At 72.8% G+C, this 18942-nt stretch carries 19 protein-coding genes; 7 read left to right on the forward strand and 12 right to left on the reverse strand.

Annotated features, from left to right (window positions below; all coding sequences use genetic code 11):
* Positions 1-266 precede the first annotated feature (266 nt).
* Positions 267-1178, reverse strand: coding sequence for an MBL fold metallo-hydrolase (locus AB0A69_RS17740; protein WP_361422032.1), 912 nt, complete (start codon positions 1176-1178; stop codon positions 267-269).
* A gap of 129 nt (positions 1179-1307) precedes the next feature.
* On the opposite strand from AB0A69_RS17740, the gene AB0A69_RS17745 reads away from it, so the two are divergent.
* A complete protein-coding gene (locus tag AB0A69_RS17745) occupies positions 1308-1529 on the forward strand; it encodes a hypothetical protein (protein ID WP_361422035.1) in 222 nt (73 codons plus the stop codon).
* The gene (locus tag AB0A69_RS17750; RefSeq protein WP_361422038.1) at positions 1526-1819 is read left to right on the forward strand and encodes a hypothetical protein; all 294 of its coding nucleotides are present in this window, start codon (positions 1526-1528) and stop codon (positions 1817-1819) included. Before AB0A69_RS17745 ends, AB0A69_RS17750 begins: the two co-directional genes overlap by 4 nt.
* A 41-nt stretch (positions 1820-1860) precedes the next feature.
* Here the strand turns inward: AB0A69_RS17750 and AB0A69_RS17755 are convergent, their stop codons facing one another.
* The gene (locus AB0A69_RS17755; protein WP_361422041.1) at positions 1861-2160 is read right to left on the reverse strand and encodes a hypothetical protein; all 300 of its coding nucleotides are present in this window, start codon (positions 2158-2160) and stop codon (positions 1861-1863) included.
* 117 nt (positions 2161-2277) lie between these two features.
* Between AB0A69_RS17755 and AB0A69_RS17760 the strand changes: the two genes are divergently transcribed.
* Positions 2278-3213 carry an NADP-dependent oxidoreductase gene (locus tag AB0A69_RS17760; protein WP_361422044.1) on the forward strand — a complete coding sequence of 312 codons (936 nt, stop codon included), beginning with the start codon at positions 2278-2280 and terminating at the stop codon, positions 3211-3213.
* Positions 3214-3249: 36 nt separating this feature from the next.
* On the opposite strand, the gene AB0A69_RS17765 is transcribed toward AB0A69_RS17760, so the two are convergent.
* The 3 genes from AB0A69_RS17765 to AB0A69_RS17775 are packed head-to-tail and all read right to left on the reverse strand — an operon-like array spanning position 3250 to position 4607.
* A complete protein-coding gene (locus AB0A69_RS17765) occupies positions 3250-3585 on the reverse strand; it encodes a DUF202 domain-containing protein (protein ID WP_361422047.1) in 336 nt (111 codons plus the stop codon).
* Complete coding sequence (locus AB0A69_RS17770) at positions 3585-3977, reverse strand: DUF202 domain-containing protein (protein WP_361422050.1); 393 nt, start codon at positions 3975-3977, stop codon at positions 3585-3587. Before AB0A69_RS17770 ends, AB0A69_RS17765 begins: the two co-directional genes overlap by 1 nt.
* Before the next feature lie 9 nt (positions 3978-3986).
* Entirely contained in the window at positions 3987-4607 is a 621-nt protein-coding gene (locus AB0A69_RS17775; RefSeq protein WP_361422053.1) for an NUDIX domain-containing protein, read from the reverse strand.
* Positions 4608-4694: 87 nt separating this feature from the next.
* Here AB0A69_RS17775 and AB0A69_RS17780 point away from each other — a divergent pair, with 87 nt between their 5' ends.
* Positions 4695-6350 carry an FAD-binding dehydrogenase gene (locus AB0A69_RS17780; RefSeq protein ID WP_361422056.1) on the forward strand — a complete coding sequence of 552 codons (1656 nt, stop codon included), beginning with the start codon at positions 4695-4697 and terminating at the stop codon, positions 6348-6350.
* Between the two features lie 109 nt (positions 6351-6459).
* Positions 6460-7065: a hypothetical protein gene (locus AB0A69_RS17785; RefSeq protein ID WP_361422059.1), complete on the forward strand. Its 606-nt coding sequence runs from the start codon at positions 6460-6462 to the stop codon at positions 7063-7065.
* A 15-nt stretch (positions 7066-7080) separates the two neighbouring features.
* Here the strand turns inward: AB0A69_RS17785 and AB0A69_RS17790 are convergent, their stop codons facing one another.
* The 3 genes from AB0A69_RS17790 to AB0A69_RS17800 form a co-directional block, all read right to left on the reverse strand.
* Positions 7081-7467: a VOC family protein gene (locus AB0A69_RS17790; RefSeq protein ID WP_361422062.1), complete on the reverse strand. Its 387-nt coding sequence runs from the start codon at positions 7465-7467 to the stop codon at positions 7081-7083.
* 156 nt (positions 7468-7623) lie between these two features.
* Positions 7624-9075 carry a gluconate:H+ symporter gene (locus tag AB0A69_RS17795; RefSeq protein ID WP_361422065.1) on the reverse strand — a complete coding sequence of 484 codons (1452 nt, stop codon included), beginning with the start codon at positions 9073-9075 and terminating at the stop codon, positions 7624-7626.
* Positions 9076-9176: 101 nt separating this feature from the next.
* Positions 9177-9692, reverse strand: coding sequence for a gluconokinase (locus tag AB0A69_RS17800; protein ID WP_361422068.1), 516 nt, complete (start codon positions 9690-9692; stop codon positions 9177-9179).
* A gap of 137 nt (positions 9693-9829) precedes the next feature.
* Here AB0A69_RS17800 and AB0A69_RS17805 point away from each other — a divergent pair, with 137 nt between their 5' ends.
* Both AB0A69_RS17805 and AB0A69_RS17810 read left to right on the forward strand, forming a co-directional pair.
* Complete coding sequence (locus AB0A69_RS17805; RefSeq protein WP_361422071.1) at positions 9830-10531, forward strand: FadR/GntR family transcriptional regulator; 702 nt, start codon at positions 9830-9832, stop codon at positions 10529-10531.
* A gap of 212 nt (positions 10532-10743) precedes the next feature.
* A complete protein-coding gene (locus AB0A69_RS17810) occupies positions 10744-12210 on the forward strand; it encodes an amino acid permease (RefSeq protein WP_361422074.1) in 1467 nt (488 codons plus the stop codon).
* 71 nt (positions 12211-12281) lie between these two features.
* On the opposite strand, the gene phsA is transcribed toward AB0A69_RS17810, so the two are convergent.
* From phsA to xylB, 4 genes are read right to left on the reverse strand one after another with little or no spacing between them, the layout of a single operon-like run.
* Positions 12282-14168, reverse strand: coding sequence for an O-aminophenol oxidase PhsA (phsA, locus tag AB0A69_RS17815; RefSeq protein ID WP_361422077.1), 1887 nt, complete (start codon positions 14166-14168; stop codon positions 12282-12284).
* A 59-nt stretch (positions 14169-14227) separates the two neighbouring features.
* On the reverse strand, positions 14228-15199 hold the full coding sequence (locus AB0A69_RS17820; protein ID WP_361422080.1) for an RluA family pseudouridine synthase: 972 nt from the start codon (positions 15197-15199) through the stop codon (positions 14228-14230).
* Entirely contained in the window at positions 15196-17484 is a 2289-nt protein-coding gene (gene yicI / locus AB0A69_RS17825; RefSeq protein WP_361422083.1) for an alpha-xylosidase, read from the reverse strand. Before yicI ends, AB0A69_RS17820 begins: the two co-directional genes overlap by 4 nt.
* Complete coding sequence (xylB, locus tag AB0A69_RS17830; RefSeq protein ID WP_361422086.1) at positions 17481-18929, reverse strand: xylulokinase; 1449 nt, start codon at positions 18927-18929, stop codon at positions 17481-17483. The genes yicI and xylB overlap by 4 nt, the downstream gene beginning before the upstream one ends.
* Positions 18930-18942: the final 13 nt, after the last annotated feature.

Raw genomic sequence — 18942 nt, forward strand, 5'->3', positions numbered from 1 at the left:
ACCTCCGGGGCGAAGGAACCGGTGTCGTACGGAGCAGCATGACCGACCAGTCGGTATGTCGTCCAGTGCCGGGCCCGTCGGGGTCCGGAAAGCGCTGGTCGGTCCCCTGCTGGACCTCCTGGACCTGCTGGGAAATATCTACCGGCGTCGCCCAGGTTGCCCGCGAGCGCGAGCGCGACGACGCGGCGGCGATGCGGAGGGCGGACCCCACGTGGGTCACGCCCCCTTACCGCGCTGGTGAACCGGCGGCCCCTCGCCGTCCCGGCTCAGGCGTGGCAGGCCACCGGCACGCCGCCGTTCATCGCCGTCATGTCCCCGAAGACGGCGGCTATGTCGAGCGGGGAGCCCTCCGGCTCGCCGTCCAGCTCCGCGTACGCCCGGTGCACGTTCGCCACCAGCCGCTCGCTCTCGCGCCACGCGGCGAACTCGCCCAGATCCGCCTCGCGGGCCACCTCCAGGGGCGTCAGGCCCTTCGCCCGCCCCTTCTCGGCGAGCTCGGCGACGTACCGGAGATAGCGCTCGGTCGCGTCGTACGCCGACGGATCCGTGAGCGGGCCGTGCCCGGGCACCACGGTGCGCGCGCCCAGCGAGCGCAGCAGCTCCACGGCGCGCAGCGACCCGCGTAGCGAGCCGGACGCGAGGAAGGGCGTACCGCCCTCGAAGACGAGGTCGCCCGTGAAGACGACGGACTGCCCGGGCAGGTGCACGATCGTGTCCCCGGGCGTGTGCGCCACGCCGGGATGGATCAGTTCCACCTCCGTGGAGCCCACGTGCAGCGTGAGCCGGTCCTCGTACGTGAGCGAGGGCGCGGTGACGTCGATGTCGCCGAAGTCGGTCTGCGGCCACACCAGGTGCAGCTGCCTCCCCGCCGCGAGCACCTCCCGCCGGCAGGCCTCGTGGCCGACGACCGTCGCGCCGGGCGTGAAGACGGAGTTGCCGTAGGTGTGGTCCCCGTGGTGGTGCGTGTTGACCACGAACCGCGGCAGCGGGGCGCCGTGTTCCCTGAGCGCTTCGCGCAACCACAGGGCGCGCCGCTCGGTGGCGGCGGTGTCGACGAGAACGGTGGTCTCGCCGTCGCTGACGAAACCGGCGTTGTTGAGGCACCAGCCGCCGTCCGGCTGGACGTAGGCGTGCACGCCGGGGGCGAGCTGGACGGTGTACGGATCGGTGGCGGGCACCGGGCGCTCCCAGAGGTCGTTGGTCGACTACGCGGAGAGAGCCTGCCAGTTGACCCGGTGCGCGGAGAAGGCGGCCCGGCCCGCGCCCCCGCACCGCGGGAGCCGCGCCTCGCTGCCATCATGGTGGGCGTGAGCTCCTTCGACGCGACAGGCGGCACTCACCGGGTGGCGGAACGCTGGCGCGCGCGCGAGGCGCCTTTCGGAGACTTCGTCGTGTTCTCCGACGGCTCCCTGTCGGTGATGAGTCTTCAGCGCTCCTCACCGCCCGGCCGGCGGGACGACCCCCGGGCCGAGGAGTGGGAGTGGTGGGAGACCCTGCGAGCCACCGCGTGGGCCCCAGGGACTGGATGAGCATCGACCTCACCCACGCCTCGTGCGCCTACCTCGGCAGCCGCGCCCTGAGCGGCGAGGGGGTGGACCACGGGAGCATCGGCTGGGTGGCCCTGACGCGGGACGGCGACGAGGGCGCCCTGGAGTGGCTGGCGGTCTCCTGTTCCTCCGACCCGTTCACCAAGGTGGCCCTGGACGCGACCTCGGTGATCGCCACGAGCTCTGCGGGCCGCGTCTGGACCTTCCCCCGGGACGCCCCGCAGCAGGTGAGGATCACCGCGGACCCCGCCTACCCCTGGCCGCACGGCTGACGCAGGGCGCCCCGGGTACCTGCGCCCGCCCCCTCACCCCCTCAGTGGTCGTCCCAGTGCCCGCCGTGGGCGGCGTGCCGGTGCCCCTCGTGTACGTAGTCGACGTGGTCGCCGTGCGCGACGGCCGGGTGCCCGCAGCCCTTGCCGTGCTCATGGGCGTGCCCGCTGTGGGCGATGTGCTCGCCGGGTTCGCACTCGTCCCAGTGGCCCGCGTGCTCGCGGTGCAGATGCCCGTCGTGGACGTAGTCGAGGTGGTCGTTGTGCGCGACGGCCTCGTGCCCGCAGGCCGGGCTGTGCGCGTGCTCGTGGACCAGGTGTTCGTGGTGGGGCGGGACGGTCATGGCGGAACCCCCGGGGAGCCGGTGCGGAGGGTCGATGACACTTCCAGGCTAATCACTTTTGTCATAGAAGGTCTGTTTCGGCTTGCACGGACGCGGAGCGGACCCGAGGGTCGGATCATGAAGGCGATCAGCTACAGCCGTTACGGCGGCCCCGAGGTCCTGGAGTTCGGTGAGCATCCCGACCCCAAGGTCGGGCCGGACATGGTGCTCGTCAAGGTGCGCGCCGCGGCCGTGAACCCGGTCGACTGGAAGGTGCAGGCCGGCTACATGGACACGGCCATGGACGCCGTCTTCCCGGTGGTCCCCGGGTGGGACGTGTCCGGTGTGGTCGTCCAGCCGGGGATCGCCGTCACCGAGTTCGGGGTCGGCGACGAGGTCATGGGGTACGTCCGCGAGGACGTCCTGTGGCACGGCACCTTCGCCGAGTACGTCGCCGCGCCCGTGCGGACCCTGGCGCGCAAGCCCCGCAGCCTGGGCTTCGAAGAGGCGGCGGGCCTCCCGCTGGCCGGACTGACCGCCTACCAGGTGCTGACAAGGGCCCTGCGGGTGCGGCCCGGCGAAACCGTGCTGGTGCACGCGGCCTCCGGGGGAGTCGGCTCCATGGCCGTCCAGATCGCCCGCCACCTCGGCGCCCGCGTCATCGGCGCCGCACGCGGATCGGGCGAGGAACGGGTCCGCGAGCTGGGCGCCGAGCCGGTGCCGTACGGCGACGGCTTCACGCGCCGGGTCAAGGCCCTGGCGCCGCACGGCGTCGACGCGGCCTTCGACACCCTCGGCGGCCAGGCCCTCAAGGACTCGGCGAACCTGCTGGCCCCCGAAGGCCGCCTCGCCTCCATCGCGGACGGCGAGGTGGTCGGCCTGGGCGGCCGCTACTGCTGGGTGCGCCCGGACCCGGCGGACCTGGCGGCCCTCGCGGAACTGGCGGACCAGGGGGTGCTGGCCGTACGGGTCGCCAAGACGTTTCCGCTGGAGCAGGCCGCCGAGGCGCAGCGGGCGAGCAGGGAGGGCGGCCTCGGCGGCAAGGTCGTCGTCACCGTCGACTGGACGGAGTAGGCCGAACGGACCGACAGGCCGGAGCGGCCCGGCCCCTTACACCACCACCGCCACCGCGAACGCGGCGAGCGCGACCGTGCAGACCGCCGCCGCGACCGCGCCCCGCGGCGCCAGCGACCGGGGCCGGACGGCGTCCAGGGCCCGCATCCGGCGGTGCGCCACACCCAGGAACGCCAGCCAGACCAGCAGCGACAGCGCCGCGCCCACCAGGCCGCCCGCGGTGACGTCGTCGTGCAGCGCCTGCTTGGCGGCCAGCACCGCGGCGACCGTCGCCGACAGCGTGGTACGCCGCCACGCGAGCCGCGTCCGCTCCGGCTGCAGTCCGGGGTCCCGCTCCTCGGCCTCACCCGCCGCCCCGGGGCGCGCCGCCATCAGCCCCGCCAGCCGAACAGCACGACCATCACCATCGCGCCGGCGACCACCCCCACGGCGATGCTCAGGAGCGCCGGGAACCGGCTCATCGGCAGGTCCTCGCCGCGCCGCATCGCCCGCTCGCACCGCACCCAGTGGTTCACCGCCCGCAGGGCGCACAGCGCCCCGGCGGCCAGCAGCGCGAGCGCCATCCCGACCCGTACGCCCCACCGCAGATCGGGCAGGAACTGGTCGACGGCGAAGCCGCCGCCGACCAGCGCGAGCGCGGTGCGTATCCAGGCGAGGAAGGTGCGCTCATTGGCGAGGGAGAAGCGGTAGTCCGGGGTGTCGCCCTCTTCCCGGATCCGCCGCGGCGAGATCCACAGCCGCAGTCCTCGCACGAAATCGCTCACATGATCACATTAACGGGCCGGGTCGTCGGTCGCCCGATGGGCCGGCAGGCGCGCGTACGCGGCGGCGCCGTCCGGGACCCACGGCCAGTCGGCCAGCCGCGCCCGCACCTCCGCCTCCGGCAGGAAGGCATGCCAGGCCACCTCCTCCGGCTGCGGCGCCACAGGGAGCGTGCACCGCACCTCGTAGACGGCCGACCACCAGGACCCGTGCCCGCCGCCCTCCTCGTACAGGAACCGGAAGAGCGGCCTCGGCCGGGGCAGGCCGCGCACGCCCAGCTCCTCCTCCGCCTCGCGCAGCGCCGCCTCGTCGTAGCTCTCGCCCGCGCCGACGACACCGCCGACGAACATGTCGTACATCGAGGGGAAGACCAGCTTGGTGGCCGTCCGGCGGTGCACGAAGATCCGGTCCTCGGCGTCCCGCACCAGGATGAACGCGCAGCGGTGGCGCAGGCCCCGCGCGTACACCTCGCCGCGCGGCGCCTGCCCCACCACCACGTCGTTCTCGTCGACGACGTCCAGGATCTCGTCGGCGGAGGCCGCGGAGGCGGCGGAGGCCGCGGGCGTCGCGGGCCTCGCGGAAGTCCCCGGAGTCCCGGGAATCCCCGGAGTCGCAGGTGTCTCGGGAGTCATGGGGACATTATCGGTCCGTGCGGTTGACGTGTTACTCGCGCGTACCGAAGATCGGAACACCTGCCGGCGCCGACAAGGAAGAAGCCCATGGCGTACGACGCTGATGTGATCGTGATCGGGGCGGGCCTCGCCGGCCTGACCGCCACCGCCGAGCTCGTCGACGCCGGGCGCAGCGTCATCCTCATCGACCAGGAGCCGGAGCAGTCGATCGGCGGCCAGGCCCACTGGTCCTTCGGCGGCCTCTTCTTCGTCGACTCGCCCGAGCAGCGCCGGATGCGCATCCGGGACAGCCGCGACCTCGCCCTCCAGGACTGGCTCGGCACGGCCGGCTTCGACCGCCCCGAGGACCACTGGCCCCGCAAGTGGGCCGAGGCGTACGTCGACTTCGCGGCCGGCGAGAAGCGCCCCTGGCTGTACCGGCAGGGGGTCCGGTTCTTCCCGGTCGTCGGCTGGGCCGAGCGCGGCGGCTACGACGCCACCGGCCACGGCAACTCGGTGCCGCGCTTCCACATCACCTGGGGTACCGGCCCCGGCCTCCTCGCCCCCTTCGAGCGCCGGGTCCGCGCGGGCATCGCCAAGGGCCTCGTACGGCCGGCGTTCCGGCACCGCGTCACCGCCCTCGGCCGCACCGCGGGCTCCGTCGACACCGTCAGCGGCGAGATCCTGGAGCCGTCGGACGCCGAGCGCGGCACCGCCAGCAGCCGCGGCGTCGCGGGGGCGTTCGAGTACCGGGCCCAGGCGGTGATCGTCACCTCGGGCGGCATCGGCGGCAACCACGACCTCGTCCGCGCCCACTGGCCGGAGCGGCTCGGCACCCCGCCCGAGAAGCTGCTCTCGGGTGTGCCGGCCCACGTCGACGGCCTGATGCTCGGCATCGCGGAGAAGGCCGGCGCCCACCACGTCAACCGCGACCGGATGTGGCACTACACCGAGGGCATCGAGAACTGGAACCCCATCTGGGCCCGGCACGGCATCCGCATCCTGCCCGGTCCGTCGTCCCTGTGGCTGGACGCCCGCGGCCGCCGCCTGCCCGTGCCGCTCTTCCCCGGCTTCGACACCCTCGGCACTCTGGAACACATCATGCGGTCCGGGCACGGCCACACCTGGTTCGTCCTCAACCAGCGCATCATCGGCAAGGAGTTCACCCTCTCCGGCTCCGAGCAGAACCCGGACCTGACCGGCAAGTCCGTACGCGGCGTCCTCGACCGCGCCCGCGCCGACGTGCCCGGGCCGGTCAAGGCGTTCATGGACCACGGCGCCGACTTCGTCGTCGAGCGGGACCTGCCCTCCCTGGTGCGCTCCATGAACGCGCTCACCGGGGAACCGCTCATCGAAGAGGCCGCGCTGCGCCGCGAGATCGTCGCCCGCGACCGGGAGATCGCCAACCCCTTCACCAAGGACCTCCAGGTGACGGCGATCCGCGGAGCCCGCAAGTACCTCGGCGACCGGCTGATCCGCACGGTCGCGCCCCACCGCATCCTCGACCCCAAGGCCGGCCCGCTGGTCGCCGTCCGGCTCAACATCCTCACCCGCAAGTCCCTCGGCGGCCTGGCGACCGACCTCTCCTCCCGCGTCCTCACCCCGGACGGCACCCCGCTGCCCGGGGTGTACGCGGCCGGTGAGGCCGCCGGTTTCGGCGGCGGCGGCGTCCACGGCTACCGCTCCCTGGAGGGCACCTTCCTCGGCGGCTGCCTCTTCTCCGGCCGTACGGCGGGCCGCGCGGCGGCGAGGGCGGTCGGCTGAGTGCGGTCGGCCGGGGGCCCACGAGGCGTCGCCTGAGTACGCCGCCCCATGCGGAATTGAGTAGTCCACCGCAGGCCGGCGCCCCGGCCGCGCCGATAGCGTCAGGAACATGACCAACGCCCCAGTCCTCCCCAAGAGCCGTACGCCCCTGCGCTCCTTCCTCCGCTTCCTGGCCTGGGGGATCGGCGGTGTCGTCCTCACGGTCCTGTGCGTGTTCGTGGCGGGGGCCGTCTACCTGGAGCGGTCCATCGAGGCGTCGAAGGACGCGGCGAGCATCGACCTGGTGGGCGACGGCCCTTACACCCTCGTGCCGGGGTACACGGCACGGTACGAGGACAACGTCCGCGCCACCGTCAGTGCGGCACGGCGCATCCCGCCCGTGCCGAACGACGACCGCAGGCCGGGTCAGGTGACCTTCGAGTTCTCGGTCACGTACGTCAACGACAGCGACAAGACACTCGGGATCGACGCGTTCGACGAGATCACGGAGGAGGGCGGCACCTCGGGCTACGGCGCCGAACTGGCCGTCAACCGGGAGGCCCCCCGCTCCGGTGAGGACTGGTTCCCCGAGACGCTCGCGCCCGGCGAACGCGTCACGGTCCCGGTCCAGATCAACGTCTCCGCGGACGCGGACGCGGTGGTCTTCGAAACCTTCGTCACCGACGGCTACCCGGGCCGTGAAGCCGCCCGCTGGAAGCTTCCGCTCAGCGGCTGACGCCCCCGCCCCCGGTCAGGGCCGGTAGCGCAGCGGATGGTCCTCCGGTACCTCCACCACCGCGATGCGCACCCCGTCCGGGTCCGCGATCCACATCTCGACCAGCCCCCACGGCTCCTTCAGCGGCGGCCGCAGCACCTCCACCCCGCGCCCGCGCAGCTCCTCGTACGCGGCGTGCACATCGGCGACCTGGAGCCACAGCCGCATGCCGGGGGAGGGCGGGGCGTCCGAGCGGCCGGAGAGTTCGAGGAACCCGCCGCCGAGGAAGTACACCGTGCCCCGCTCGGGTCCGGTACCGAACTCGCGGTAGACCGCGAGCCCCAGCGCCCCGCCGTAGAAGTCGCGCGAGCGCTGCGGGTCCACAGGGCTCAACAGGATGCGGCTGCCCAGTACATGCACCATGGGCGCAGCCTATGCCCGACGGGCCGCGCCCCGCCCGACACCCACCGGCGGGAGTTCCTCGCCCTCGGCCTCGGCGGCAACGGGGTGTGGGCAAAAGACATGCGCGCCCGTCCGGCACGCGTGTCTTCCGCCCATACCCCGCGATGTCCGCCGCCTCTACAACACCAGCGACAGCAGCAGCACCACGGCGATGCCGACGACCGAGACGATCGTCTCCATCACCGACCAGGTCTTGACGGTCTGGCCGACGCTCATCCCGAAGTACTCCTTCACCAGCCAGAATCCGGCGTCGTTCACATGGCTGAAGAAGAGCGAGCCGGCGCCGATCGCCAGCACCAGCAGCGCCGCGTGCGTCGTCGACATGTCGGCCGCCAGCGGTGCCACCAGGCCGGCCGCCGAGATGGTGGCCACCGTCGCCGAGCCGGTCGCGAGCCGGATCGCCACCGCGATCAGCCAGGCGAGCAGCAGGGCCGGGATCGACCAGTCCTCGGAGAAGTCCAGGATCATCCGGCCGACGCCCACGTCGATGAGCGTCTGCTTGAAGCCGCCGCCGGCGCCCACGATCAGCAGCACGCCCGCGATGGGGGCGAGGGAGGTCTCGACCGTGGAGGAGATCCGCTCCTTGGTGAACCCGGCCGCCCGGCCCAGTGTGAAGACGCCCACGACGACCGCTGCCAGCAGGGCGATCAGCGGCGAGCCGATGACGTCGAAGACCCGCTGGACGTGGTGCTCCGGGTCGTCGACGACGATGTCCACCAGCGCCTTGGCCAGCATCAGGACCACCGGCAGCAGCACCGTGGCGACGGTGGCGCCGAACCCCGGCCGCCGGTCCAGGTCCTCGGTGGCCCGCTCAGGGATCATGCGGTCCGGCGCCGGGATGTCGACCCAGCGGGCCGCGTACCGCGAGAACAGCGGCCCGGCGATGATCACCGTCGGGATCGCGACGAGCACACCCAGCGCCAGCGTGACGCCGAGGTTCGCGCCGAGGGCGTCGATCGCGACGAGCGGCCCGGGGTGGGGCGGGATGAGCCCGTGCATCACGGACAGTCCGGCGAGCGCGGGGACGCCGATCCGCATGAGCGAGTAGTGGCCGCGCTTGGCGACGAGCAGCACCACCGGGATCAGCAGCACGATGCCGACCTCGAAGAAGAGCGGCAGGCCGATCACGGAGGCGATCAGCACCATCGCCCACGGCATGGCGCGCCCGCCCGCCCGTCGCCCGCCGCCACCCTTCTGCGGAAGGGCCTGCGGCCCTGCCCCTCCCCATTTCGCCAGGATGGTGTCGACGATCTGGTCCGCGCCGCCGGAGTCGGCGAGCAGTTTGCCGAGGATCGCGCCGAGCGCGATGAGCACGCCCACGCTGGCGACGGTCGACCCGAGGCCCTTGGTGAACGACGCGATCGTCGCGTCGAGCGGGGCGGCCGCGAAGGCGCCGAGCGCCAGGGTGCCTATGGTCAGCGCCAGGAAGGCGTGGAGCTTGAACCGGGTGATGAGCAGGACGATGACGGCGATGCCCGCCAGGACGGCGAAGCCCAGGTGGGCGTTGCCGGCCGAGGTGATCGGTTCGGTGGCGTCCGCTGCCAGCATCTCGACGTTGAGACTGGTCACAGGGGGTCCTCGGGGTTCGGGGGAAGGGGTGCGAGGGCCGGGGCCGGGCCCGGCCCGGGCCCGGAAGGGAGCAGGGGCCAGGGGTCAGGAGCCCCAGGGGGTCAGCGGTTCGTCATGAGCCGCCGCAGCGCGTCGACGGCGCGGTCCGCGATGGCCTCCGGACCGCCGGAGACGTCGACGGCGACGCCCGCCTCGTCGGCGCCGAGCGGCTGCAGCGTGGCGAACTGCGAGTCCAGCAGCGCCGCCGGCATGAAGTGGCCCTTGCGCGCCGCCATCCGCCCCTCGATCAGCGCCCGGTCGCCGGTCAGGTGCAGGAACACGACACCGGGCGCGGCCGCCCGCAGCCGGTCGCGGTAGGACCGCTTCAGCGCCGAGCTGCTCACCACCCCGCCGAGACCCGCGCGGCCGTGCGCCCACCGCCCGATGGCGTCGAGCCACGGCCACCGGTCCTCGTCGTCCAGCGGGGTGCCGGCGGACATCTTGGCGATGTTCGCCTCGGGGTGGAAGTCGTCGCCCTCGGCGTACGGCACGCCCAGGCGCTCCGCGACCAGCGGACCGATGGTGGTCTTGCCGGTGCCCGAGACACCCATCACGACGACGACTGGGGGGTTCTGCATGGGGCCTGCGCCTCGCTGTCCTCTTCGACACGTGACATCGACTGACTGTCGCCGCACACTGAAACCCATCGCGTACGACATATTCAAGGCCCTGTGACTTAAAAGTCATACTTATTTGCGCCGGTTACGCTATGTGCATGACGACTCCGGCCCGCGGCCTCCATACCCACGTACTGGACACCCTGGGTCTGGCGATCACCGCGGGGGAGTACCCGCCGGGCAGCGTGCTGCGCACCGACGAGCTCGCGCAGCGCTTCGAGGTGTCCCGTACGGTCATCCGCGAGGTGGTCCGCGTCCTCGAGTCGATGCACCTCGTCGAGTCGCGCCGCCGCGTCGGGGTGACCGTCCGCCCGACCGCGCAGTGGAACGTCTACGACCCCCAGGTCATCCGCTGGCGGCTGGCCGGCGGCGACCGCCCGCGACAGCTCCGGTCACTGACCGTCCTGCGCTCCGCCGTCGAGCCCGTCGCCGCGGGCCTCGCCGCCGTCCACGCCACCCCCGAGCAGTGCCGGGAGCTCACGGAGCAGGCGCTCGGCATGGTCGCCACCTCGCGCGGCGGGCAGCTGGAGGGCTACCTGGTGCACGACATCGCCTTCCACCGGGTCATCCTCGCCGCCTCCGGCAACGAGATGTTCGCCCGCCTCGGGGACGTCGTCGCGGAGGTCCTGGCCGGCCGCACCCACCACCACGTCATGTTCGAGGATCCCGACCCGGCCGCCGTCACGCTGCACGTCCAGGTCGCCGAGGCCGTACGGGAACGGGACGCGGCGCGCGCCGAGGAGCTGACGCGGCAGATCGCGGAGGGCGCCCTGCGCGAGCTCGATGTGCTCGCCCCCTGACCGGCGTACCCGGCCGGCGCCCTTAAACTGCTGCAGCCGATTAACCGGCCGGTAACCTCAAAAACATCTCAGATCCGCCCGTACGTGACATAGGCCACAGCCAAAACGGCAGGTAGCCGTGACTATGGCCCCTGGCCTGCGTGCCCCGGTGACCACCCTCATCACCTGCGTACGGCTGATACCGCACGACCCCTCACAAAGGCGACTTCCAGATGAGTGACCGCACCATGCCTGCGGCCGACACCCTGAACCCCGGATCCCCGGCGGCGACGGGCGCCCCCCACATCGACGCCGGTGACGCCGGTTACAGCAAGGACCTCAAGTCCCGCCACGTCAACATGATCGCCATCGGTGGTGCGATCGGTACCGGCCTCTTCCTCGGCGCCGGTGGCCGCCTGGCCGGCGCGGGCCCCTCGCTCGCCATCGCGTACGCCGTCTGCGGCGTCTTCGCCTTCTTCGTGGTCCGGGCCCTCGGTGAGCTGGTGCTCTACCGGCCCTCCTCCGGCGCCTTCGTCTCCTACGCCCGTGAGTTCATGGGCGAGAAGGGCGCCTACACGGCCGGCTGGCTGTACTTCCTCAACTGGTCGACCACCGCCGTCGCCGACATCACCGCGGCCGCGGTCTTCGCCCACTACTGGTCACTGTTCAGCGACATCCCGCAGTGGGTGCTCGCCATGATCGCCCTCGCCGTGGTCCTCACCGCGAACCTGATCTCGGTGAAGTACTTCGGCGAGATGGAGTTCTGGTTCGCGATCATCAAGGTCGCCGCGCTGGTGATCTTCATGTGCGTCGGCATCTTCCTCGTCGTCACCCAGCACGAGGTCGGCGGACACACCCCGGGTCTCGCCACCATCACCGACAACGGCGGCATCCTGCCGACCGGCGTGCTGCCGATGCTGATGGTGGTCCAGGGCGTCGTCTTCGCGTACGCCTCCGTCGAGCTGGTCGGTGTCGCCGCCGGTGAGACCAAGAACCCCGAGAAGATCATGCCGAAGGCGATCAACTCGATCATGTGGCGCGTGGGCCTGTTCTACGTCGGCTCGGTCGTGCTGCTGGCGCTGCTGCTCCCGTACACCTCGTACTCCGCGGACCAGAGCCCCTTCGTCACCGTCTTCGACAAGCTGGGCATCCCGGGCACGGCCCACATCATGAACCTGGTCGTCCTCACCGCCGCCCTGTCCAGCCTGAACTCCGGCCTGTACTCCACCGGCCGCATCCTGCGCTCGATGGCCATGAGCGGCTCCGCGCCCAAGTTCACCGCCCGCATGAACAAGGGCCAGGTGCCCTACGGCGGCATCCTGCTCACCGCTGCCTTCGGCGTCCTGGGCGTCGGCCTGAACTACGTCATGCCCGGCGAGGCCTTCGAGATCGTGCTGAACCTCGCCTCCATCGGCATCCTCGGCACCTGGGGCATGATCATGCTCTGCTCGCTGCTGTTCTGGTCCCGCTCCAAGGACGGCAGGGTCACCCGCCCCTCCTACAAGCTCCCGTGGGCCCCGTACACGCAGATCGTGACGCTGGTCTTCCTCGCCACCGTCCTGTTCCTGATGTGGTACGGCGGCGGCGTCGGCCGCACCACCGTCAACCTGCTGCCGGTCATCGCGGCGCTGCTCGTCGGCGGCTGGTTCGTGGTCCGCAAGCGCGTCCTCGCCCTCGCCGCGGAGCGGCAGCAGGACTGACCCCCTCCCGTACGAAGCACGGAGCCCCCGCCGGACAGCGTCGTCCGGCGGGGGCTTTCGTCATACGGGCGTCAGCGGTGCCCGCCGTGTCCGCCGCCGCCGTGGTCGAACCTCAGCGCCTCCCTCGGCATCACCACGAACGGCCGCATCATGCCCATGTCCTCGTGCTCCAGCAGGTGGCAGTGGTACATGAACCGCCCGTACGCCCCGTCGAACCGGCCCATCACCCGCACCATCTCGCCCTGAGCCACCCGGAACACGTCCTTCCAGCCCTGCTCGTTGGCCGGTACCGGAATCCTCCGCTCGGGGTCGTACGCCACCGGCGCCCGCGTCCCGCCCAGCGCCGGGTCGAACCCCGCGACCGAGTACGCGTCCCGGCCCACCACCTGGAAGTCCGCCAGGTGGATGTGCATCGGGTGCAGCGGCGCCCCCAGGTTCAGGAACGACCACTGCTCGTAGGTCCCCTCCGCGATGGTGAAGCCGAGCCCGTCGTTGAAGGTGCGGGCCGTGCGCCGGTACGTGCGCACCGTGCCGTCGGGGCCCTTCACCTGGATGATCCCCGTCGTCGGCACCTGGACGTCGACGTCCTTGACCTCGGCCATCTCCCAGATCTCCGGGTGACCGCCGCCGCCCACCGTCGCGGGCGGCGTCAGCACGATCAGCCGGTGCCCGTGGTCGATGTGGTCGTGGTCGAACCGCCGGAAGGACCCGGACAGCACCCGCGGCAGCTCGAAGGTGTCGGCGCCCGCGCCCTCGGCCACCCGGAACTCCATCACCTGCGGGTACGGCACGTTCCGCGTCACGTCCGGCACCCCGGGCGCCTGCCCCGCCGCCTTGTTCACCAGCCGCACGCGTCGGCCCGCGAGCCCCCGGAAGTCGAGCAGCAGGTCGAACCGCTCGGCCGGCGCGATCGTCAGGGGCTCACCCGCCTCGAAGTCCACCGCCACCGGCCGCGGCAGCAGCCCGCCGTCGCTGCCGATCTGGTGGACGACGCCCGGCACCGGGTTGTCCTCGTCGTCGACCAGCACCAGGTCGTACACGCGGGCGTTGGAGGCGTTCACCAGCCGGAAGCGGTACCAGCCGTCCTCCACGTCCAGGTACGGCCAGATCGTGCCGTTGACGGTCGTGTACGGGCCCAGGAACGGCAGCGACACCGGCTTGCCCGTCTCCGGGTGCTCCCGCGTCAGCACCGTCGTCTTGTGCAGCAGCCGCCCGTTCAGCCGCCCGTCCTCGTCGGTGTCCAGGTTCCGGTCGGCGAGGACCAGCGGCAGCTCCCGCGCACCGGACGGCAGCCCGAGCGCGTCCTCCTCGTCGTCCCGTACGAGGTACGTGCCGACGAGCCCCGCGTAGACGTTCCAGCGGGTGATGTTCATGGCGTGGTCGTGGTACCACCAGTGCACGGCCTGGTGGTCGTTCGGATACTCCGACAGCTGGGCGTCGCCGTACCCGACGGCGTTGTCCGCCCACCCGTCGTTCCCGCCGCCCGTCTGGGCGCCGTGCAGGTGCGTCACCGACCAGGCGGGCAGCGCCGCCACGTCCTTGCTGGGCTCCACGCCCTCCCGGCCGGGCCGGTTGTGCGGATCGGGCCGCCCCGCCACCCGGTCCACCTCGACGGCGGTGACCGGGTACTCGCTGCCCGGCGGGATGCGGTTGGTCCAGGCGATCCGGACGCGCTGCCCGCGCCGCACCTCGATGGTGGGGCCGGGGACGCTGCCCTCGTACCCCCACATCAGCGTCGGCGGCAGCTGCGAGTGCATCCGCACCCACGTGGGCCGGAGCGCGATCTCGATCTCCTGCCGTACGTCCGGCTGGTCGGGCCGGATGACGGGCGGGACGGTCAGCGGGTCGACGTACGGGACGAGCTCCCCGTCCCTCGCGGCGGCGCTGCCCGAGACAGCCTCGACGATCTTCTGGGCGAGGCTCTCGACGGTCTCGCCCTCTTCGACGGTCTGTGTCATGTTTCCCCCGTAGCGCAGTGGTGTGGCCCTGCACCCGTGAGGACGTCCCGGTCCGCCGCTCAGTTTCCGCCCGAGTTCCCTTCGGCCGAAACCGTTCCCCGGGCGGACAGCTCGCCGAGCGTCAGCCCGCTGACGAAGCGCCGCTCCTCACCCGTGACCGGATCGGTAAACTCCAGCACCCGCGCGAGCAGCCGCAAGGGCCGCGCGTAGTCCTCCGTACCGTCCTCCCGGACGACCGGATACAACGGGTCGTCGAGGATCGGTATGCCGAGCCGGTTCATGTGCACGCGCAGCTGGTGGGTCTGGCCGGTCTCCGGCACCAGCCGGTACCGGCCGAGCCCCGCCCGCCGCTCCAGCAGCTCGATCCGGCTGACGCTGTTCGGCTCGCCCGGCTCCTCCCGGGCCGCGAGCACACCCCGCTCCTTCACGATCCGGCTCCGCACGGTCACGGGCAGGACCAGGCCGGGGTCGTACGGGGCCACCGCCTCGTACTCCTTGCGCACCCGCCGGTCCCGGAACAGCGTCTGGTACGCGCCCCGGTCCTCCGGCCGTACGACGAAGAGCGCGAGCCCCGCCGTCAGCCGGTCCAGCCGGTGCGCGGGCTGCAGCGCGGGCAGGTCCAGGTCGCGCCGCAGCCGGGCCAGCGCCGTCTCGGTCACATGCCGGCCGCGCGGGGTCGTCGCCAGGAAGTGCGGCTTGTCGGCGACGACGATCCGCTCGTCGCGGTACACGACGCCGACCTCGAACGGCACCCGCTCCTCGGCGGGGAAGTCCCGGTGGAACCACAGGTACCGGCCCGCCGCGTACGGCTCGTCCCCCGCGACCGGCGCCCCGTCCGCGCCGACGAACCGGCCCTCGGCGAGCATCGCCTCCACCCGCCCGGCGCCGATCGCCGCCGCGTACCGCCCGACCAGGTGGTCGCGTACGGTCGCCCAGCTCCCGTCGGGGTCGGCGGGCAGCCGCAGCCGCACCGGGTCGACACCGGCGCGCTGTGGCAGCGGGGCCGCCGGGGTCTTCGTTCTCCGTCTCACCGCCCCACCGTAAGCGGTACGGTCACCTCGCCCGAGCCCCGCGCCGACCCGCCGCCGACCACGCGCACCCGGAACGGCCGGTCCGTCCCGCGCGCCCTCACCCGCACCGCGCCGTCCGCCGTCCGTACGACGCCGTACGTGGCGGCCGGCGCCCCGGCGTGGTCCGGCACCGCGACCGTCCGGCCGCCCGCCGTGGCCCCTGCTCCCGGGGCGACGAGCAGCGTCAGGCCCGCCGTCCAGTCGCCGTCCGGCCGCTGGTCGTCCGCGCCGAGCGGCAGCACCGCGCCCGGCCGCACGTACAGCGGCAGGCTGTCGAAGCCGTGCCGCTCGCGCCGCCACCCCGGCCCGGTGACCGTCTCACCGGTCAGCAGGTGCGTCCAGACGCCCTCCGGGAGGTAGAACTCGACGTCCCCCTCCGTCGTGAACACCGGCGCCACCAGCAGGTCCGGGCCGAGCATGTACTGCCGGTCCAGCGTCCGGCAGCCCGGGTCGTCCGGGAACTCCAGCAGCATGGGCCGCATCAGCGGGACACCGGTCCGGTGGGCCTCCACCGCCGCCCCGTACAGGTACGGCATCAACCGGTGCTTCAGCTCGGTGAACCGCCGCGCCACGTCCACCGCCTCGTCGCCGAACTCCCACGGCACGCGGTACGACGTGTTCCCGTGCAGCCGGCTGTGCGAGGAGAGCAGCCCGAAGGCCAGCCACCGCTTGAACACCCCCGGATCGGGCGTGCCCTCGAAGCCGCCGATGTCGTGGCTCCAGAACCCGAACCCCGACAGGGACAGCGACAGCCCGCCGCGCAGCGACTCCGCCATCGCCGAGAACGACGAGAAGCAGTCGCCGCCCCAGTGCACCGGGAACCGCTGCCCGCCCGCCGTGGCCGACCGCGCGAAGAGCACCGCCTCGCCCGCCCCGCGCTCCTTCTCCAGCAGCTCGAAGACGCACTGGTTGTACAGCTGCGCGTAGTGGTTGTGCATCCGCTCCGGATCGGAGCCGTCGTGCCACACCACATCGGTCGGCACCCGCTCCCCGAAGTCGGTCTTGAAGCAGTCCACGCCCTGGTCGAGCAGGGCCCGCAGCTTCGACTGGAACCACGCGCGCGCCTCCGGGTTGGTGAAGTCCACCAGCGCCATCCCGGCCTGCCACAGGTCCCACTGCCAGACGTCGCCGTTCGCCCGCCGCACCAGATAGCCGCGGCGTGCACCCTCCTCGAAGAGGGCCGACTTCTGCGCGACGTACGGATTGATCCACAGGCTGATCCGCAGGCCGCGCTCCTTGAGCCGGGCCAGCATCCCCGCCGGATCCGGAAAGGTGTCCGGGTCCCATCGGAAGTCCGTCCACTGGTACGCGCGCATCCAGAAGCAGTCGAAGTGGAAGACGGACAGCGGGATGTCCCGTTCCGCCATCCCCTCCACGAAGGACGTCACCGTCTCCTCGTCGTACGGCGTGCAGAACGACGTCGTCAGCCACAGCCCGAACGACCAGGCCGGCGGCAGCGCGGGCCGCCCCGTCAGCGCCGTGTAGCGGGCCAGCACCTCCTTCGGCGTCGGGCCGGCGATCACGTAGTACTCGATCGACTGGTCCTCGACGCTGAACTGCACCTGCCCGACCGACTCGGAGCCGATCTCGTACGACACCCGCCCCGGGTGGTTGACGAAGACGCCGTACCCCCGCGAGGAGAGGTGGAAGGGCACGTTCTTGTACGCCTGTTCGCTGCTGGTGCCGCCGTCCGCCTGCCAGATGTCGACGCTCTGCCCGTTCTTCACGTACGGCGTGAAGCGTTCGCCGAGCCCGTACACGTACTCGCCGACCCCGAGCGCGAGCTGCGCGACCATGTGATGGGCGCCGTCGCCGGTCGTGGCAAAGGCGGTGCCCTTGGCCTCGACGGCGGTCAGCCGCCGGCCCTCCGCGTCCAGGAAGGCCAGCCCCCAGGGCCCCTCCCGGTCGAGCCGTACGGTGAGCGGCCCGCTCGTCAGCTCGGTCACCGACCCCTCGCGCCGGGTGCGCGCCGCGAACGGCTCCCCGTCGCTCCGCAGGGCGAAGTCCGGCCCCCGGTGCGCCTTCCCGGCGTGGTGGGTGGCGCGGACGCCGATGACGCCCTCGGCGGGCGAGAAGCACTCCACGGTGATCAGCGGCGAGTTGAGCGTGTGCCCCCGATGCTCCACGCGCCGGACGGCCGCGTACGCGGTGAAGTGGTCGTTGCTGACGTGCAGGTCCCGCACCTCGGTGGCGTACGAGACGTCGACGCCGTCGCGCATCAGCCAGAAGCCGTCGGTGAACTTCACAGCGCCCCCAGGGAGACGTAGGTGTCCAGGGCCGCGGCGATCCGGGCCCAGGTGGCATGGTCGCGCTCGACGGGCGGCAGCGTCTCGCCGTCCCCGGCGCCCCAGGCGGTCGCCACGGCCACCGGATCCCCGCCGCCGGCCGCCCCGGCGGCGAGCGCGGCGGCGCCCAGGGCGACGAGCTCGGTCGCACGGGGCACCACGACGGCCCGCCCCGAGAGCCGGCGCACGGTCTCCACCCACGTACGCCCCCGGGCACCGCCCCCGACGAGCCGCAGCGGCACCTCCGTACCGGCGGCGCCGGGCAGCGCGTCCAGCGCCCGCAGCACCGTGAAGGCGGCGCCCTCGTACGCGGCCCCGAGGAGCTGCTGCGGGGTGGTGGCGTGGCGCAGCCCCGTGAGCAGCCCGGAGGCGCGCGGCAGGTCGGGGGTGCGCTCGCCGTCGAGGTACGGCAGGAGGACGGCCTCGCCGCCGGGCGCGGCGTCCTCGCGGTCAAGACCGAGCAGCGCGGCGACCTTGTCGACGGCGAGCGTGCAGTTCAGCGTGCACCCCAACGGCAGGTACGTCCCGGGGCCGTCGGCGGCGGCGAAACCGGCGAGCGCGGCCGTGGCGGGCCGGGTGCGGGTGGCCGCGAAGACGGTCCCCGAGGTGCCGAGCGAGACCACCGGGTGGTCGAGGAGCCCCGCCCGGCCGAGTCCCAGGCCCACGGCGGCGGCCATGTTGTCACCCGTACCGGCGGCGACCGGGACGCCCTCCGGCAGCCCGAGCTCCTTCGCCGCCGAGCCGGTCAGCGTTCCGACGGCCGTGGCCCCGCCGGGCACCACGGCCGGCAACAGGCCCGCGTCCAGCTCCAGCAGCTCCAGGAGGAAGGGGTCGTACGCCCCCGTCGCCGTGCTGTACCAGCAGGTGCCCGAGGCGTCGCCCGGATCGGTCGCGGCCGCCCCGCTCAGCCGCTCGGTGAGGAAGTCGTGCGGGAGCCGCACGGCGGCGGCCGCGTCGGCCGTGCGCGGCTCCTGCTCGCGCAGCCACCGCCACTTGGCGGCCGTCATGGAGGCCACCGGCACCGACCCGGTGCGGTCCAGCCAGCCCTGGGCGCCGAGCTCCCGGGTGAGGGCGGCGGCCTGCGGCGCCGAGCGGGTGTCGTTCCACAGCACGGCCGGGCGCAAGGGCACTCCGGCGCCGTCCACGACCACCAGCCCGTGCTGCTGCCCGGCGACCGCGATACCGGTGACGGCCCGCGGGTCCAGCCCCCGCAGCGCCTCGCCGACGGCCTCGGTGAGCGCCCGCCACCACTGCCCGGGGTCGCTCTCGCGGGCACCGTCCGAGCCGTTGACCGTGTGGGCGGCCCGTCCCAGGGCGAGGACCCGCCCGGAGGCGGCGTCCACCACCGCCGCCTTGGTGGACTGCGTGGAGCTGTCCACGCCGATGACGACCGGGGACGACGGCATCGCGTACCTCTTC

The sequence above is a fragment of the Streptomyces sp. NPDC045431 genome (assembly GCF_040646655.1).
GTDB lineage: Bacteria > Actinomycetota > Actinomycetes > Streptomycetales > Streptomycetaceae > Streptomyces.

Bases quoted from the DNA above. Each gene is read 5' to 3' on its own strand.
- AB0A69_RS17750 (WP_361422038.1), top strand. From the start codon at position 1,526: ATGAGCATCGACCTCACCCACGCCTCGTGCGCCTACCTCGGCAGCCGC.
- AB0A69_RS17755 (WP_361422041.1), bottom strand. From the start codon at position 2,160: ATGACCGTCCCGCCCCACCACGAACACCTGGTCCACGAGCACGCGCAC.
- AB0A69_RS17760 (WP_361422044.1), top strand. From the start codon at position 2,278: ATGAAGGCGATCAGCTACAGCCGTTACGGCGGCCCCGAGGTCCTGGAG.
- AB0A69_RS17765 (WP_361422047.1), bottom strand. From the start codon at position 3,585: ATGGCGGCGCGCCCCGGGGCGGCGGGTGAGGCCGAGGAGCGGGACCCC.
- AB0A69_RS17775 (WP_361422053.1), bottom strand. From the start codon at position 4,607: ATGACTCCCGAGACACCTGCGACTCCGGGGATTCCCGGGACTCCGGGG.
- AB0A69_RS17780 (WP_361422056.1), top strand. From the start codon at position 4,695: ATGGCGTACGACGCTGATGTGATCGTGATCGGGGCGGGCCTCGCCGGC.
- AB0A69_RS17785 (WP_361422059.1), top strand. From the start codon at position 6,460: ATGACCAACGCCCCAGTCCTCCCCAAGAGCCGTACGCCCCTGCGCTCC.
- AB0A69_RS17790 (WP_361422062.1), bottom strand. From the start codon at position 7,467: ATGGTGCATGTACTGGGCAGCCGCATCCTGTTGAGCCCTGTGGACCCG.
- AB0A69_RS17800 (WP_361422068.1), bottom strand. From the start codon at position 9,692: ATGCAGAACCCCCCAGTCGTCGTCGTGATGGGTGTCTCGGGCACCGGC.
- AB0A69_RS17805 (WP_361422071.1), top strand. From the start codon at position 9,830: ATGACGACTCCGGCCCGCGGCCTCCATACCCACGTACTGGACACCCTG.
- AB0A69_RS17810 (WP_361422074.1), top strand. From the start codon at position 10,744: ATGAGTGACCGCACCATGCCTGCGGCCGACACCCTGAACCCCGGATCC.
- phsA (WP_361422077.1), bottom strand. From the start codon at position 14,168: ATGACACAGACCGTCGAAGAGGGCGAGACCGTCGAGAGCCTCGCCCAG.
- xylB (WP_361422086.1), bottom strand. From the start codon at position 18,929: ATGCCGTCGTCCCCGGTCGTCATCGGCGTGGACAGCTCCACGCAGTCC.